13 protein-coding genes are annotated in these 14,764 nt (G+C 64.0%); 8 read left to right on the top strand and 5 right to left on the bottom strand.

Going from position 1 to position 14,764, the window contains the following annotated elements; translation table 11 throughout:
- Window positions 1-57 precede the first annotated feature (57 nt).
- Entirely contained in the window at window positions 58-1,299 is a 1,242-nt protein-coding gene (locus tag GEV06_11250; GenBank protein ID MPZ18474.1) for a hypothetical protein, read from the bottom strand.
- On the opposite strand from GEV06_11250, the gene GEV06_11245 reads away from it, so the two are divergent.
- From GEV06_11245 to GEV06_11215, 7 genes are all read left to right on the top strand, one after another.
- A complete protein-coding gene (locus GEV06_11245) occupies window positions 1,211-2,686 on the top strand; it encodes a hypothetical protein (GenBank protein ID MPZ18473.1) in 1,476 nt (491 codons plus the stop codon). The two genes, GEV06_11250 and GEV06_11245, sit on opposite strands and share 89 nt — an antisense overlap.
- Window positions 2,687-2,692: 6 nt before the next feature.
- Window positions 2,693-4,270, top strand: a complete 1,578-nt coding sequence (locus GEV06_11240) for a C4-dicarboxylate ABC transporter permease (protein ID MPZ18472.1) — start codon at window positions 2,693-2,695, stop codon at window positions 4,268-4,270.
- A gap of 125 nt (window positions 4,271-4,395) precedes the next feature.
- Window positions 4,396-5,181, top strand: a complete 786-nt coding sequence (locus GEV06_11235) for a PhzF family phenazine biosynthesis isomerase (protein MPZ18471.1) — start codon at window positions 4,396-4,398, stop codon at window positions 5,179-5,181.
- Window positions 5,182-5,186: 5 nt separating this feature from the next.
- Complete coding sequence (locus tag GEV06_11230) at window positions 5,187-5,771, top strand: DUF1572 domain-containing protein (GenBank protein ID MPZ18470.1); 585 nt, start codon at window positions 5,187-5,189, stop codon at window positions 5,769-5,771.
- A 31-nt stretch (window positions 5,772-5,802) separates the two neighbouring features.
- Complete coding sequence (locus GEV06_11225; protein MPZ18469.1) at window positions 5,803-6,273, top strand: hypothetical protein; 471 nt, start codon at window positions 5,803-5,805, stop codon at window positions 6,271-6,273.
- A 57-nt stretch (window positions 6,274-6,330) separates the two neighbouring features.
- Window positions 6,331-6,588 (top strand): DUF4160 domain-containing protein, encoded by a 258-nt coding sequence (locus GEV06_11220; protein ID MPZ18468.1) that lies wholly within the window; start codon window positions 6,331-6,333, stop codon window positions 6,586-6,588.
- A gap of 4 nt (window positions 6,589-6,592) precedes the next feature.
- Window positions 6,593-6,838 carry a DUF2442 domain-containing protein gene (locus GEV06_11215; protein ID MPZ18467.1) on the top strand — a complete coding sequence of 82 codons (246 nt, stop codon included), beginning with the start codon at window positions 6,593-6,595 and terminating at the stop codon, window positions 6,836-6,838.
- A 9-nt stretch (window positions 6,839-6,847) separates the two neighbouring features.
- Here GEV06_11215 and GEV06_11210 read toward each other — a convergent pair whose 3' ends face one another.
- Window positions 6,848-8,377, bottom strand: coding sequence for an AsmA family protein (locus GEV06_11210; protein MPZ18466.1), 1,530 nt, complete (start codon window positions 8,375-8,377; stop codon window positions 6,848-6,850).
- 74 nt (window positions 8,378-8,451) lie between these two features.
- Here GEV06_11210 and GEV06_11205 point away from each other — a divergent pair, with 74 nt between their 5' ends.
- Complete coding sequence (locus GEV06_11205) at window positions 8,452-9,114, top strand: isochorismatase family protein (GenBank protein MPZ18465.1); 663 nt, start codon at window positions 8,452-8,454, stop codon at window positions 9,112-9,114.
- 85 nt (window positions 9,115-9,199) lie between these two features.
- Here GEV06_11205 and GEV06_11200 read toward each other — a convergent pair whose 3' ends face one another.
- From GEV06_11200 to GEV06_11190, 3 genes are all read right to left on the bottom strand, one after another.
- Complete coding sequence (locus GEV06_11200; protein MPZ18464.1) at window positions 9,200-10,552, bottom strand: hypothetical protein; 1,353 nt, start codon at window positions 10,550-10,552, stop codon at window positions 9,200-9,202.
- Window positions 10,553-10,655: 103 nt separating this feature from the next.
- Entirely contained in the window at window positions 10,656-12,116 is a 1,461-nt protein-coding gene (locus GEV06_11195; protein ID MPZ18463.1) for a gfo/Idh/MocA family oxidoreductase, read from the bottom strand.
- A gap of 170 nt (window positions 12,117-12,286) precedes the next feature.
- On the bottom strand, window positions 12,287-14,680 hold the full coding sequence (locus tag GEV06_11190; protein MPZ18462.1) for an FtsX-like permease family protein: 2,394 nt from the start codon (window positions 14,678-14,680) through the stop codon (window positions 12,287-12,289).
- Window positions 14,681-14,764 lie beyond the last annotated feature (84 nt).

Genomic DNA, 14,764 nt, shown 5'->3' with positions numbered 1-14,764 from the left:
CCACGGCGCTCTGCCGCTCCCGAGCCTGTGATATTTACGGCGACACCCTCCACAACGCTACATTTGGGCCCGCGTTGCCACCAACGCCGCCTGGACGCGCTCGCCGGAGCGCGGGGTCGTCTGGAGGGTCGTGCGCGCTGGAGGTTGCTCCGGGAACGTCTCGCGAAAGACACGGTTCATACCGTCCATGTCCGCGATGTCGGCCAGATACACCTCAACATGTGCGACGTCGCGCCATCGCAGGCTGGCGTTGGTGAGCGTGCTTTCCAGCTTTCGCAGAACGCCTCGAAACTGCTGTTCGAAGTCCGGGCCGGCCTCGGGTGCAGACTCCGTGCGCGTGTAGAGTGTGCCTCGCACGCGCATGCCGCGCGTCGGGTCGTCGGCGTCATCGGCGGCTGCAATGATCTGACGCTCGTCTGTCCGCCGAGCCGCCACGACGGTGATCTCCGTCTTGATCTCACCAGGCAGCCGTGGCAGCAACACCAAACCTCGCGGTGGCGCCGGCATCGAGGCAAACGATGGCGCATAGGCGCCGGCCAGCGTTCCCACCTCGTCTGGCGTCGTGACGTAGACGTTGCTGTCGACCAGGTGCGAGAAACCGAGCCCCGCGGTCTCCAAAGTGGTTCCGATATTGACGAGGGTCTGGGTTGTCTGCTCGGTCAAGGCTTCCGGTAGCCGCCGGTCTTCGGGAAATTGTCCGCCCATTCCGGACAAGTAGAGCGTGTCTCCGGCCCAGACTGCGGGGGAGTAAGGTCCCAGTGGCGCGGGAAGTGAGCCCTTCGGCACAGAGACTACCGAGATCCGCGAAGAATCACGGTAGGCGACACAACTGATCTCGATGCTCGCATCTGCAGGCAATCCATCTGCCTCGACGGTGGTTCGTGCTGGCACTCGCTCTGAGAAGAACTTGCCGTAGACTGCGTTCATCCCGGTATAGTCGTCCATGTCGTTCAGGTAGACGTGGCACTTGACCAGGTTTGTGAAGTCCATTCCGGCCGCCTTCAGGACGTGCCCCACGTTTTCCATTGCCTGGCGGGTCTGGTCGCCAATTCCGTTCGCTTGCTGTCCGGTCACCGGGTCCTGGCCGACTTGACCAGCGAGGTAAAGTGTGTCGCCGGTGAGAACGCCGAACGAGTACGGCCGATCCGCGGGGAAATGATCCGGCCGGACGACCCGGCGGCTGACGGCGGGCTGCTCGGCCGGCTGCTCGATGGGCGGGTCTTCGGCGGCACACCCGAAATGCAGCACTGATGAAGGGAGCACCGCAATCAATAGCAGTCTCATGATTGGAATCTTCATGCTGATCAAATCCTCGTGCGCCGCAGTGCGCTGGCGCCGACATGGTGGTCCCGCCTGGATCTCCAGAGGCCTCGTAGTGGCGTGCGTGATTGTGCTCGGCGGGCTGACGCCTGGCTGTGCCGACCGGAGAGAAGAATACCCGAGTCGTCCGGTGATCTTGATCTGCCCGTGGACGGCGGGAGGTGGCACCGACAGGGTGGCGCGGCAGTTGGCGGTTGGGCTCGAAGGAGAGCTGGGTGTCCCGGTGAACGTGGTCAATGCCACGGGCGCAGCCGGCGTGACCGGGCATACACGAGGGGCGCTGGCGCGTCCAGACGGCTACACGATCACGTTGATGACGGTGGAGCTCAGCATGCTTCACTGGCGCGGCCTGACGCCGATCAGCTACGCCGATTACCGCCCCGCGGCCTTGATGAACCGCGATCCGGCAGCGCTCTTCGTTCGCAAGGATGCTCCGTGGCAGACGCTCAAAGAGCTCAACGCGCATGTTCGAGCGCATCCGCGGCAGCTTCGCGCGTCGGGCACTGCGATGGGAGGCATCTGGCATGTCGCGCTGGCCGGCTGGCTGACCGAGATTGGCGCTCGATCAGACGCTGTTCGATGGATATCCATGGAAGGGGCGTCGCCATCTCTCCAGGAATTGATGGCGGGAGGCCTCGACATCGTGAGCTGCAGCCTCCCGGAGGCCAGATCCCTGCTCGACGCGGGCGAGATCCGTGCCCTCGGCGTGATGGCCGACGAGCGGCTCGCCGAATTTCCCAACATCCCCACGTTGAAGGAGCAGGGTGTCGAGCTCGTCCTCGAAGGTTGGCGTGGCATCGGGATGCCGGCCGAGACGCCGGACGAAGTCAGTCGCGTGTTGGCGGCGGCGTTGGAGCGGGTGGTGAAGGGCGACGAGTTTCGTCGGTTCATGGCGCGAGCTGGCTTCAATTGGGCATTCGAAGGCCCCGCGGAGTTCAGCCGCAGCTTGGCGCGGATGGATCGGTCCTTTGGCACGTTGCTGACGGGCGACGCGTTCAAGAACATGGGCGAGGGCACGATCGGCCCCATGGTGTTTCCTGCGATTCTCCTTGGCCTCGGCTTCATCTCGCTGGTGATGCTCGTGACCACTGGAGGGATGAGCAGGACCGAGTCTTCGGACAGCTTCTCGTGGCGCGGCGCTTGGCGGGTCGCGGAAGTCCTGGGGGGAATTCTTCTCTATCTTCTCGTCGCGGAGGCGTTGGGCTTCTTAGTGACGGGGTTTGCCATCATGGCGTTCTTGATGTGGCGTCTCGGTGTCCGATGGCCGGTTGCGCTGCTGGTAAGTCTGATTCTGGTCGCCTTGGTCTATCAAGTATTTGCCGTTTATCTTCGTGTGCCGCTGCCGCAGGGCATCTTCGGCTGGTGATCACAAATGGAAGGAGCATTCATCCAGGCCGTCCAACAGGTGTTCTTCAGCCCCTATGTGTGGTTCGTCGTCATTGCGGCGGCCATCTATGGGGTCTTCATGGGCGCCGTTCCAGGCCTGACTGCGACCATGGCAGTGGCGCTGCTCATTCCGGTCGTCTACTTCATGGATCCGGTGCCGGCGCTTGCGGCTTTGGTGACGCTCACCGCCTGCGCGATCTTTGCCGGCGACATCCCGAACGCGCTGCTGAGGATTCCTGGCACTCCAGCAAGCGCCGCGTACACCGAGGATGCCTACAGGCTCACGCTGCTTGGCAAGGGCGATCGGGTGCTTGCTGTCTGTCTGATCTCCAGCGTGGCAGGCGGTCTGTTCGGGGCGGTCATCCTCATCTTGTTTGCGCCGTCACTGGCGCAGCTTGCGGCTCGCACCTTCAGCGTGGCCGAGTATTTCTGGCTGTATCTGCTGGGTCTGAGCTGCGCGGTCATTGTCTCGCGAGGATCCATGCTGCGCGGCCTGTTCGCCCTCATCATTGGGCTGCTGCTCAGCCTCGTGGGACTGAGCGCCGTGCACGCCGAAGCTCGCCTGACGCTCGGGCGTCCGGAGCTCTATCAGGGCATCAATTTCATCCCCGCAATGATTGGGCTGTTCGGGGTCTCGGAGATCCTGCGCAACATGTTCGCGCCACGGTTGGGTGAACAAACGGCGGATGCATCCGAGTTGCGAGAGCCGGCGGAGCGCAGGCGCTGGTTCGCACGCCCCACCGATCTCCTGGGGATCAGCGCGATGCGGGAGGCGTCGGCGTCGCTCTGGACGCGCAAGTTGCACGCCCTGCGGTCCAGCACGATTGGTGCTGTTATCGGCATGCTGCCTGGCGCCGGGGCCGACATTGGCTCCTGGGTATCGGTGGCCGCCTCGAAGCGCTTTTCGAGCAAGCCGAACGAATATGGGCGAGGCTCGATGGAGGGTGTTAGCGACGGCGCCGCTGCGAAGAACGCGGCGCTAGCAGGGGCATGGGTGCCGGCGCTCGTATTTGCCATTCCGGGAGACTCCGTAACCGCGATCGTCATCGGCGTGCTCCTGATGAAGGATGTGACGCCGGGCCCTGATATCTTCACGGCGCAGGCCGACATCGTTTACAGCATCTACTTGCTGTTCATCTTGGCGAACCTGGTCTTGATCGTCGCTGGCACAGCGGCCATCAGGGCTGGCGGCTTGATCCGGCGAACGCCCAAGCGGGTCTTGCTTCCGATTATTCTTCTCTTCTGTATCACCGGCGCCTACGCCATCAACGGAAGCTACTTCGACGTGCTCGTGATGGGCATCATGGGCTTCGTCGGGTTCTTGCTGGATCGCCGGGACATCTCCGCGGGTCCGGTGGTCCTCGGAATCATCCTGGGAAGCCCACTGGAGGAGCGCTTCATCCAGGCGCTGACGGCGGCCGACGGAAGCTTTCTCGCATTCTTTTCCCGGCCGGTCGCCGCTTTGCTAGGAGTCACCGCGCTCGTCTTGTGGCTGACGCCAGCAATTGCGTGGGCGATGAAACGAACGCGGAGCGGCCAAGAAGATCGCTCGCTGACGTCCTGAAGCCTTACAATTCTCGGGAGGGCCGCCTCGCCGAGGCGGCCGTGATGGTGCGCTCACGCCTTCGCGCTCCGCGCTACGGCGGACGAGTCGGCGAGCGCCCCTACCATGCAGAGCGTGCCCCTACCATGAAGCTGCCACTCTATCAGGTTGATGCGTTTACCAATCGGCTCTTCGGGGGTAACCCGGCCGCCGTCGTCCCGCTCGACGATTGGCTTCCGGACGAGCTGCTCGCGGCAATTGCTGCGGAGAACAATCTGGCCGAGACCGCGTTTGTGATTCCTCGTCCGGACGTGATTCCCTTGCGGTGGTTCACCCCCACCGTGGAGGTCGACCTGTGCGGCCATGCGACGCTCGCCACGGCGCACGTTCTCTTTCACCACCGCTTTCCGGCGCTGGAGCGCCTCACGTTCAGCACTCGCAGTGGCAACCTGATCGTCACGCGCGACGGCGATCTCCTCAGCATGGACTTCCCGGCGAGACCTGGCACGCCCATCGAGGTCACCGACGAATTGACGTCGGCACTCGGCGTTCGGCCACGTGAGGCGCACCTTGCCAGCGATCTGCTCGTCGTTCTCCATTCCGAAGCGGAAGTCCGGGCGCTACGGCCTGATATGCGGGCCGTCGAGGCGCTCGATGCATTTGCCGTCATCGTCTCGGCGCCTGGAGATGCCACCGATTTCGTCTCGCGGTTCTTCGCGCCGCGCGCCGGCATTCCGGAGGATCCGGTGACCGGCTCTGCGCACTGCACGCTCGTACCCTACTGGGCGTCGCGCCTCGCCAAGTCCAGCTTGACGGCCAGACAGGTCTCTGCTCGCGGCGGTGAGCTCGAGTGCGAGCTTCGTGGCGACCGTGTCGTCATCGGGGGGCGGGCGGTCGAGTACCTCCACGGAGAAATCAGCGTCGGGGACTAGTCATCATGACCACGATCATAGAGTCGATCCGTGGCGAGTACCTTCGCTACAAGGCGCTCGCCGAGGCTGCAATGAGCCAACTCACCGAGGCGGAGCTGTCGGCCGAAGGTCCCAACGGCTCCAACTCGATTGCCGTGATTTGCTGGCACGTGTCGGGGAACCTGCGCTCGCGCTTCACGGACTTCCTGACCGGCGACGGCGAGAAGCCGTGGCGTCGCCGCGAAGAAGAGTTTCAGGCTCGGAGCGTCAGCCGCGATGAGCTGATCTCGAAGTGGGAACAAGGATGGGAGGTACTCCTGCAAACGCTGGGGGCGCTGCGAGACGACCAGCTCGGCGAGACGGTGACGATTCGAGGCCAGCCGCTGACGGTGCACGAAGCGCTGCAGCGGTCGCTCGCGCACGCGAGCTATCATGCTGGCCAGATCGTCTATCTCGCGAAGTCCATCCGTGGGGAAGCTTGGAAGTTCCTGAGTATCCCGCCGGGCGGCTCGACGGCATACAACCAGGATGCAACGAAGGACCGTCCCGCAAGTCACGCGGCCGCGCTGAGCAAAGCGCCCGCCCGCCCGAGCGAAGGCGGGAGCAGCTAATCCTAACCCCGTTGCTTACCCGAGGTGTTGCATGAAGGCGGCCTTCGACGCGGTGGACCGCCGCCTTGCCACGTCCATGCAACGCGTGGGCATTCGCGCGCTGCGGGTGTCCCTGGCCGTGATCTTCGTGTGGTTTGGCATTCTCAAGCCATTTGGTTTGTCGCCGGCGGCTCCGCTCGTCGAGGCCACGGTTGCCTGGCTGCCGCTGCTATTGCCGCATACGTGGGTGGCGATGATCGGCTGGTGGGAGGTCGTCATCGGAGTGACATTCTTGTTCCGACGCACGATCCGAGTGGCCATCGCGTTGCTGGCGGCGCAGATGGCCGGCACCTTCTTACCGCTGATCATGTTGCCCGACGTGACGTTTCAACCCGGTGGCATCCCGTTCGCGCCCACGATGGAGGGGCAATACATCATCAAGAATCTCTTGATTATTTCTGCAGCGCTTGTTGTTGGCGGTACTGTCCGGGAGCGGCCCAAAACGTCGCTTGCGTCAACGTAGGAACGAAACAACGCTACTAGGTTTCGCGCCGATCGTGGTTGGGAGGCTGAAGAGCCAATGCCCGAGCTCTCGCGATTTCTCGGCATCGTCATCGGCATGTTCTACAAGGAACATGGCGTCGCCCACTTCCACGCTGTGTACGGAGAACACGAGATCTCGGTAGAAGTAGAGACGAACACTGTGCACGGTAGCTTCCCACCAAGAGCTCTTCGGCACGTACTTGAGTGGGCGGGCCTTCACAAGCAAGAATTATTGGACAATTGGGAGCTCGCCCGTCAGGGGCAGCCCCTCAAACAAATCGCTCCCTTGGAGTGACGTCATGAACTACCACGTTCTCGAAGCACGGTATGTCGGCGGGTACAGCATCTGGCTCAGGTTTCGAGATGGGACGAGCGGTGAGATCGATCTGGCCGCGGCGCTGCACGGCTCAGTGTTCGAGCCACTCCGTGATCCAGCGTTCTTCAAGTCGTTCATCATTCATCCGGAGTTCCGCACCCTAGTTTGGCCAAACGGCGCCGACTTCGCTCCGGAGTTCCTGCATGACAACGTCAGAGTCACCGCTTGAGGAGCGAGGTTAGGGCTCCGGCTTCTTGCGCCGAAGCAGCCGGTCCAATACAGACTTCGTGCGCCGCTCCAGCTCGTTGCGGATGGCGCGCTTGGCAGCCGCTCCTTCATCGATCATCACGCGCGGCGCAGCGACCGTTCCGGTAATCGTCGCCGGCAGGACCACCCGGTTGCCTTCTCGTGTGTATCGCACCAGGTCTCGGCCCGCCTGGGCTGACAGCTCTTCCGACAGCATGAGGTTCGCCCGAACATCGAGCGTGCCGCCGGCAGTCGCGAGGCTGCCGTTACCGGCCATGTCGACATCGCGAGATTCAAAGGCCAGGTCGTCCGTCTGAATCAGACCTTGATCAATCGCGAGCGTGGCGGAGATGCGCTCGAACGCCTCGCCGCTTCCTTCTGGAGGCGCACCCTTGGGATGACCAAAGAACAACACCACCGGACGCACGAGGTTGAGACCGGGCATGCGGCCCTTCGCGATCGCGACGTCGGCAGTGCCTCGTGCGGCCTGCAGCGCCGAGGCCGGGTCGAGTCCGCGGCCGCTCACCTTCATGCGGCCGTTCAGCGTGCCCGTGATGGCGCTCGGTTGGCCGGCGAAGGCAGAGAGCTTCTGAACATCGACATCGCTGAAAGTACCGGCGACGCGCAGCTCCGGCGGCGAGCCGAGATCGATGGCGACCTCGCCCTTGACGCCGCCGTCGAAGAGCCGCAGTGCCAGTGGCGATAGCGTGACGCGTTCCGGGGTGACCGCGATCATCATCTTCAGGTCGGTGAACGTCATCCCCGCGAAGCGACCGTTCCCTGCGTGCACCTTGGCGCGGAGGTCGATTGCCATGGGACCGCCGCTCGTCGGGCGACTGCCGCCATCCGCCGGCCGACCGGAGAACGCCGCCGCCAGCTCCAGGAGCCCATCGAGATCCAGCGGATCGGCGACGATGTCGAGGCGAGCCACTCGGCGCGCAAGGCTTTCCACACTGCCTGTCGCTTCGAGCTCGGATCCCTCGGCGCGGGCGGACAGGTGAGCGATGTCGAGGCGATCGCCCGAGAGGGACGATTCGACCGAGACGATGGCCCGACGCTTGCCGACCATGAGCTCCACGTTGCGCAGTCCTATCGTTCGCACGCTGGCGATGGTGAACGCTGGTGAGGAGGAGCCCTCGGCTTGCGGTGACGCTTGGGCGTCACCGAGTGCGTCCAATGTGGCGAGCACCTGGATCAAGTCGACACGGCTATCTTCGACAATGACCTCTGCATCCTCTACGCGACGTGACAGAAGCGGCCAGAGGCCGGTCGAGAGCAGCGCCCGCCGCAGGGTGACCTGGGTTGGCTCGCCGACCCGAACGTCTTCGAGCGTCAACCCCGCACGCGGCCACAGCTGGACGCTCACCGCACTGGCCTTGACCGGCATGCCGAGCGCAGCGCTTGCTTGCGCCTCGATGGCTGAGCGCACGCTGTCCGGGTTGAGCAGCAGGCGCACGGCAATGAACAGCCCGACGCCGGCCAGGACGAGAAGCACGATCGCGATGAGAGCAATCTTCTTCATCGGACAACGCCTACGATGTTACGCTCATCCTTCATAGCATGGGTAGCGACCGGAGTTACGAGGAGACGACAGTTTTGCAAAGTGCTTACGGCCTCGAGATTCCTCGCAATCTAGACGAGGTGTGTGACCCACGCCGCCTCGCGCTCATTGTTTATGACATGCAGGTGGGCATCCTGCGGCAGCTCGAGCATGGTGCCGAAGTCACCGCCAAGGTTGCCGAGGTGCTGCAGGCAGCTCGACAAGCTGGCGTTCGCGTCTTCTTCATGCGGCACCTGTCGTTGCCGAAGGAGCTGATGGGCATCTTCCAGTTTCGCATGGCCATGGCCTGGCAGCGAGTCAGTGACCCGAATGACGTGCGCCCGTGGTTCCTGCGCGACACACCAGGCTTCCAGCTCACGCCCGAGCTGTGCCCCCTTCCGTCGGAAGCGATCTTCGACAAGATCACGATGTCGGCCTTCGAGGGCACGCCACTCGATATTGCCCTGCGCGACTGCGGTGTGAACGCCTTCATCATCGTCGGGGTGGCCACCGAGATCGGCATCGAGCCAACGGTCCGACATGGCGCGGATCTAGGTTATATCCCTATCGTGGTGACCGATGCCTGCGGCGCCGGACATCAAGACGCCGGGGACCGCGCATTGGCAAGCCTGCGCTATATCGGTGACGCCATCCTGACCGACGTTGCGGGCATCGGCGAGGCGCTGCGCCGACATAGCCTAAGCCCAGGGCTCCGTTGAATGACCGACCGCCGTAGCGCAGGCCTTTAGGCCTGCCCATTGCGGCGTAGGCAGGCCTAAAGGCCTGCGCTACCAGGGAATTTCTTCAAAGGCCTGCGCTATGCTTACGGACGACGGCGAGCCAGTGGCCTTGGCTCGGGGCGGCAAGCGCAAGCCGACCGTCCTTGGCGGCTTCTCTGGTCTGTACCGGGAGGCTGCCGACGCCAATCCAGTTGACGTCGTAGCTGCCATCCGGCATGGCGACCTCCACGCGGCCACCCTTGGGAAAATAGAGGACGAGCGCGTCGCCCGCATCGGCGAGGTAGACATCGCTTCCCGACCCGTTGGTGAGGACCTCCTCCCGCGGCTGCAAGGTCCAGGGTGGCACGATCGACTCCAACTGCCGCGCCGCGCGGATAGCGGTCCGGGCGGTCGTGCTCAGGCCGAGCCCAGAGTCCGGCCGGTGGAAGCGTGCAGCCGCAAAGCCGGCAAGGATGTGCCGAAAGAATCGCTCGAGCCCATCCTGATCGCTGTGGCCGAACTTGTTGCCATCGGCGCCATAGGTCTTCACCGTGTTGATCGGCCTGGGTGCTGCAGCGAGATAGCCGCGTGCCCAGAGCGCGTTCTGCCAGTGCTCCGCGCCGGAGTTATGGTTGTTCTGTGAGAGATCGACGAAGTCGTACAGCTCCGGGTGATCGAGCGTGCGGCGGTGTTGGTCGGCTTGGATGTCCCAGGGATCCCACATCTCCGTGACGTAAACGGCTCGCCCGCGCTCGCGCGCCCGCTGCTTGATGTGTTCCGCCCAGTAGCGGCTCCATGCCTCCTCACCGCTCGTTTCGTTGTCGATGCAATAGAGGATATGACCAAAGCGCAGCGTGTAGGACAGCATGCGATCGACGAATCGCTGCTGGTGCTTCAGGAGCACGGCATTGTTGCGCTGCGGCGGTGTGGTGAAGAAGAAGGGCTGGAGGTTCTTTCCCGGATGCTCGGGGTACTCTTCGGCAAGCCCCGAGTCTTCCGCGGTGAAGCTGACGTTGTTCTTCGGATTGTATGGATGGCTCGTCCAAGGCTCGAGGCTGTAATCGAATCGGTCCCACACCTCTATCTGGACGATGATGTCCCGTTCGTTGGTCCAGCGGAGGAACTGCTCGAAGCGCTTCCAGTACTCCGGGTTCCACACCTCGAGGTCGTATTTGCCGTTGTCCAGCTGCTCGAAAGGATACAGCTCGAAGCCACGGTCCTTTCGATCCGACATCGTGTTGCGGACGTAGTTGCCCCCGGCCGACCGCAATAGATCCAGCTGCCGGCGTAGCTGCTCGCCCGGCCAGTGAAACACGTTGTCGTCGTCGCTGCCGCCGAGGAGGAGGATTGGCTGGCCCTTGTACTGCCAGTACGAGCGGTTCTCGGGCCACGGCGCTATCACGTCGCCGTCGTTGGCGCGCGGTGACGCTGGAAACATGACGAGAAGCGCCAGTGCCGCTGCGCCAACAGCCGGAAAAGGGGACAGGCCCCTTTTCCGGCGGCCTCGATCCCGAAAAAGGGGCCTGTCCCCTTGTTGCACGCTACACGTTCTCCGGCACCTCGAAACCCTTGCGGTACTCACGCGTCAGAAGCGTGTTCGCCTCCTGGTCGTCCACGCAGCGCTCGGTCTCCCCATCGAACTTCAGCCCGCGGCCGACGCGGTACGAGACATTCGCCAAGTGCGGTAGTGCGGACGAGAGGTGCCCCTCCAGGACGTCGCACGTGAGCAGCTTGGGATCGTCGGCACGGATCGCATCGACGAAGTTCTGATAGTGCGGGTACTCGATACTCGTGAGGACGTTCGGATCGCTGCCGCCACCATCGCCATTGGTCTTGTCGGCTGACTGGCTCGAGCCCGGACCCTTCTCGTCTTTGCGTCCCCGATACGACTGCCAGTCCCGCCCATTGCCGTCGATCCACAGCCAGCCTTCGCTCCCGTAGAAGAGGTTGCCGATCTTCTGCGTCCCCTCGTCGTTGGTGTATTCCCCGCGCGTGCCGAACTCGAGGATCGTGCCGTCGGCGTACTCGAAGAGCACGGTCTGCGTATCGGGCGTGTTCTGGGAGGATTCCGGCCCGAAATACCCGCCCATCGAGCAGATCTTCATCGGGTGCTCTTGCTTACCGAGGCCCCAGCGCGCGACGTCGAACTGGTGCGGGCCTTGATTGCCGGTGTCGCCATTGCCGTAGTCCCAGTGCCAGTGCCAGTTGTAGTGGAAGTGGTTCCGGTTGAACGGCGTCTCCGGCGCCGGGCCGAGCCACAGGTCGTAGTCCACTTCGGAAAGGTAGGCGGCGTCCCACGTCGGCTCGGGATCATCGCTCTCGACGTTCAGCGTGTAGCGCTCGCCGGGCTGCAACGGGCCATCCGGGAACTTGCCGATCGACGGCCGTGTCTTGAAGCAGAGACCACGCGCCATGTACACCTTGCCGATCCCACCATTGTGTATGAGCTCGATGGCTTCGCGCACCGCCGGCCGGCTACGGTTCATCGTCCCGACCTGCACGATCTTCTTGTACTTCTCGGTGGCCTCCACCATCTTGCGTCCTTCCCACACCGTGTGTGAGGACGGCTTTTCCACGTACACGTGCTTGCCCGCCTGGAGCGCCCAGATCGTGGCCAGCGCATGCCAGTGGTTCGGCGTCGCGATGATCACGCCGTCGATGTCCTTGTCGTCCAGCACCTTGCGAAGGTCTTGGACGAAGTTCGGCTTGAATGTCGGGACGTCGGCCAGACGCTCGTCGTTGATCCGTTCGTCCGCGAGGTTGGCGTCGATATCGCACAGCGTCTTGATCTCGACGTTCTTCAGGCTCGCGAAGCCGCGCTTCAGCGCGTTGCCCTGTCCTCGGATGCCGATGCTCGCCATTACGACCCGGTCGTTGGCACCTGGTACCCGGCTGTTCATCAGCGGGGCCGCGTCGAGCTTGCCTCGACCCAGCGCTTCACTCGCCGTCACGACGCCTGCCGCAGCCAAGCCCAGCCGCGATCCGAAGTCGCGCCGGGACATCTTCTTTTGCTCTTTGTTGTCAGTGGTCACGGTGCCCTCCGTCAGATCGTTGTCCTCCGCCATCTCTCCCCGTTTCGCCAGCCGTCCGCCGTGGCGGGCACGCCCAGAAGGGCTCGGAGTCCACAGGCGCGTCGGCTGCGCGGGGTTACGCGGTCAAGTCTACTCGACTTCTACTCCTCGCGCATGGCGACGGTGGGGTCGACACCTAGCGCCCGGCGGGCGGGCAGATAGCTGGCTGCGAGAGCCGCGCTTCCGAGCAGCAGAGATGCGGCGAGGAACGTCCATGCCTCGGTCGGCGCCGTGTCATAGAGAAGGCCCCCGAGGAACCGCGTTGCACCCCAGGCTCCGACGGCGCCGAGCGCGATGCCGCAGGCGGCCAGCGCAGCGCCGCGTCCCAGAACCAAGTTGCGAATGTTCCTCGGCGTTGCACCGAGCGCCACGCGAATGCCGATCTCGCGCGTTCGCCGGGCGACGGCAAACGCCATGACCGCATAGATGCCAACGGCGGCAAGCATCAACGCGGCGGCCGCAAAGACTCCCAAGAGCAGTGTGTTGAAGCGCGGGCCCGCCATGGCCGCGGCGCGATTCTGCCCGATCGACTGCACTTCCGGAACGGGCAGTGTTCCATCCACATCCCAAATCGTCTCACGCACCGACGCGGCGATGGCTCCCGGCCGTCCAGCCGTCCTGACGACCAACGTCATTCCGGGAACGGGAACCTGATCATAGGGAAGGAACATCACCGGGGGCGGATCGGCGTCGAGCTGAACATCCCTGATGTCCCCGACCACGCCCACGACGAGCCGGGGAGACCCCGAGACGCCTCCCCAGAAGAGACGCTTGCCGACCGCATCCGCCTTCGGCCACATGCTCTGCGCCAGCGTCTCGGAAATCACGACGACCGGCATGCCGCCCGCTCGGTCGTCTGCCGTGAAGACGCGTCCTCGGCGCAGCGGTATCCCCATGGCGTCGAAGAACCCCGGCGTGACGCTGCGCCACCCAGCCTGCATGAAGCCGCTCGGCGGCACGCTGGCGGCGCGCTCCTCGGGCGTAACATCGTTGCTGAAGCCCCACTGGCGCAGAGGGTTGGTCGTGGTCGCGCCGGCGGCGCGCACACCGGGAAGACGCTCGAGGCGGCTCGTGATCTCTCGAAGGAACGTCGCGTGCTGCTCGCCGTCCTGAAGGGTCAGCGGGACGGCCAGGACATGCTCCGCGTCGAAGCCGAGGTCGACGGAGCGCAGGCGAAGGAAGCTGCTGAGCAACAGTCCGGCGGAGATGAGAAGCATCAGGGCGAGTGCCACTTGAGCGACCGTCAACGTCTCTCGCAGTCGACCGCCACCCGAGGAGCCACGGCTCGCTCGTCGCAGCGTACGCTGCACGTCCGCGCGCCAGATCTTCGCCACTGGAGCGAGCCCGAACAGCAGGCTCGTCAAGAGCCCAGCGCCGAACGCGAACGCCAGCACCTTCATGTCAATCGTCGCTTCGGCGAGTCGCGGGATACCGGGGTCGACGACCGCGAACATCTCGAGAGCGCCAAGTGCGACGGCCAATCCGAGCGCCGCACCCAGCAGGCCGATGAGTGTGCTCTCGGCGAGGAGCTGGCGAGTCAGGCGTCGGTGGCCAGCGCCCAAGGCCGCACGAACGGCAAACTCGACGTCTCGCGTGGTGGCACGCGCCAGCAACAGGTTGGCGACGTTGGCGCAGGCCATGAGTAAGAGCAGGCTGACCGCACCGAACAGGATAGCGATGCTCTGGCGGAATTGTGGACCGATCATCCACTCCGAGAACGGCGCCAGTCGCACGCCCCAGCCGCGATTGGAGACTGGGTGCTCTGTCCCAAGCTGGCGCGCAACGAGGTCGAGATCGGCGCGGGCCTGCTCGATCGTCGCGCCGGTCCTCAGCCGACCAATCATGGCCAACTCTCGATCGTCGCGCGCGCAAGGGGTGTCAGTGCAAGGAGCAGGGCCTAGCGGCACCCACACGTCGACCTCGGGAGTCGAGAACCCCGGAGGCATGACGCCCACGATCTCATGGGCCTCGCCGTCGAGGGGGAGCGTGCGGCCGACGACATTCTCGTCTGCGGCGAACCGACGAGCCCGGAAGGCATGGCTGACGACCACTACGCGACGACCGCCTTGTCGATCCTCGGCAGGCAGAAACGTACGACCGCTGATAGCGTCAACACCCAGCACGCGAAAGAACGAAGACGTGACAGCCGCGCTGTCGAGTCGCTCGGGTACACGGGGCCCGGTCAAGGTGAGGTTGTTTCTCACCTCGCTGAGCGCGGCCATCTCCGCAAATGTCGGACTCCGCGCGCGGAAGTCGAGATAGTTGGCCTCCGCGGCCGAAAAGTCTCCGACGTTGGGACTGGTCTCCCATATGCGCACGAGGCGGTCCGGTTCAGGAAACGGCAGCGGCCGCAGCAAGGAGGCGTTGGCGACACTGAAGATAGCCGTCGTCGCACCAATGCCGAGCGCCAGCGTCACAATGGCGGCTGCGGCCACCCCAGGGCGCCGCCGGAGTTGGCGCAAACTATGGCGGAAATCGGGAAATAAGTCGTTCATGTTGTGTTAGAAAAGGAGGGGAAAAAGGTGCCCGTCATCTTCTTCCACGTGAATGGTAAGGAAAAGGATGACAGGCATCTTCTT

The sequence above is a fragment of the Luteitalea sp. genome, from assembly GCA_009377605.1.
Classification (GTDB): domain Bacteria; phylum Acidobacteriota; class Vicinamibacteria; order Vicinamibacterales; family Vicinamibacteraceae; genus WHTT01.
The sequence above is the reverse complement of the archived record's forward strand: the minus strand, read 5'-3'. Positions and strand labels throughout refer to the sequence as shown.

Bases quoted from the DNA above. Each gene is read 5' to 3' on its own strand.
- GEV06_11245 (MPZ18473.1), top strand. From the start codon at position 1,211: ATGGGCGGGTCTTCGGCGGCACACCCGAAATGCAGCACTGATGAAGGG.
- GEV06_11190 (MPZ18462.1), bottom strand. From the start codon at position 14,680: ATGAACGACTTATTTCCCGATTTCCGCCATAGTTTGCGCCAACTCCGG.
- GEV06_11225 (MPZ18469.1), top strand. From the start codon at position 5,803: ATGAAGGCGGCCTTCGACGCGGTGGACCGCCGCCTTGCCACGTCCATG.
- GEV06_11200 (MPZ18464.1), bottom strand. From the start codon at position 10,552: ATGTTTCCAGCGTCACCGCGCGCCAACGACGGCGACGTGATAGCGCCG.
- GEV06_11235 (MPZ18471.1), top strand. From the start codon at position 4,396: ATGAAGCTGCCACTCTATCAGGTTGATGCGTTTACCAATCGGCTCTTC.
- GEV06_11230 (MPZ18470.1), top strand. From the start codon at position 5,187: ATGACCACGATCATAGAGTCGATCCGTGGCGAGTACCTTCGCTACAAG.
- GEV06_11220 (MPZ18468.1), top strand. From the start codon at position 6,331: ATGCCCGAGCTCTCGCGATTTCTCGGCATCGTCATCGGCATGTTCTAC.
- GEV06_11250 (MPZ18474.1), bottom strand. From the start codon at position 1,299: ATGAAGATTCCAATCATGAGACTGCTATTGATTGCGGTGCTCCCTTCA.
- GEV06_11240 (MPZ18472.1), top strand. From the start codon at position 2,693: ATGGAAGGAGCATTCATCCAGGCCGTCCAACAGGTGTTCTTCAGCCCC.
- GEV06_11215 (MPZ18467.1), top strand. From the start codon at position 6,593: ATGAACTACCACGTTCTCGAAGCACGGTATGTCGGCGGGTACAGCATC.
- GEV06_11210 (MPZ18466.1), bottom strand. From the start codon at position 8,377: ATGAAGAAGATTGCTCTCATCGCGATCGTGCTTCTCGTCCTGGCCGGC.
- GEV06_11195 (MPZ18463.1), bottom strand. From the start codon at position 12,116: ATGTCCCGGCGCGACTTCGGATCGCGGCTGGGCTTGGCTGCGGCAGGC.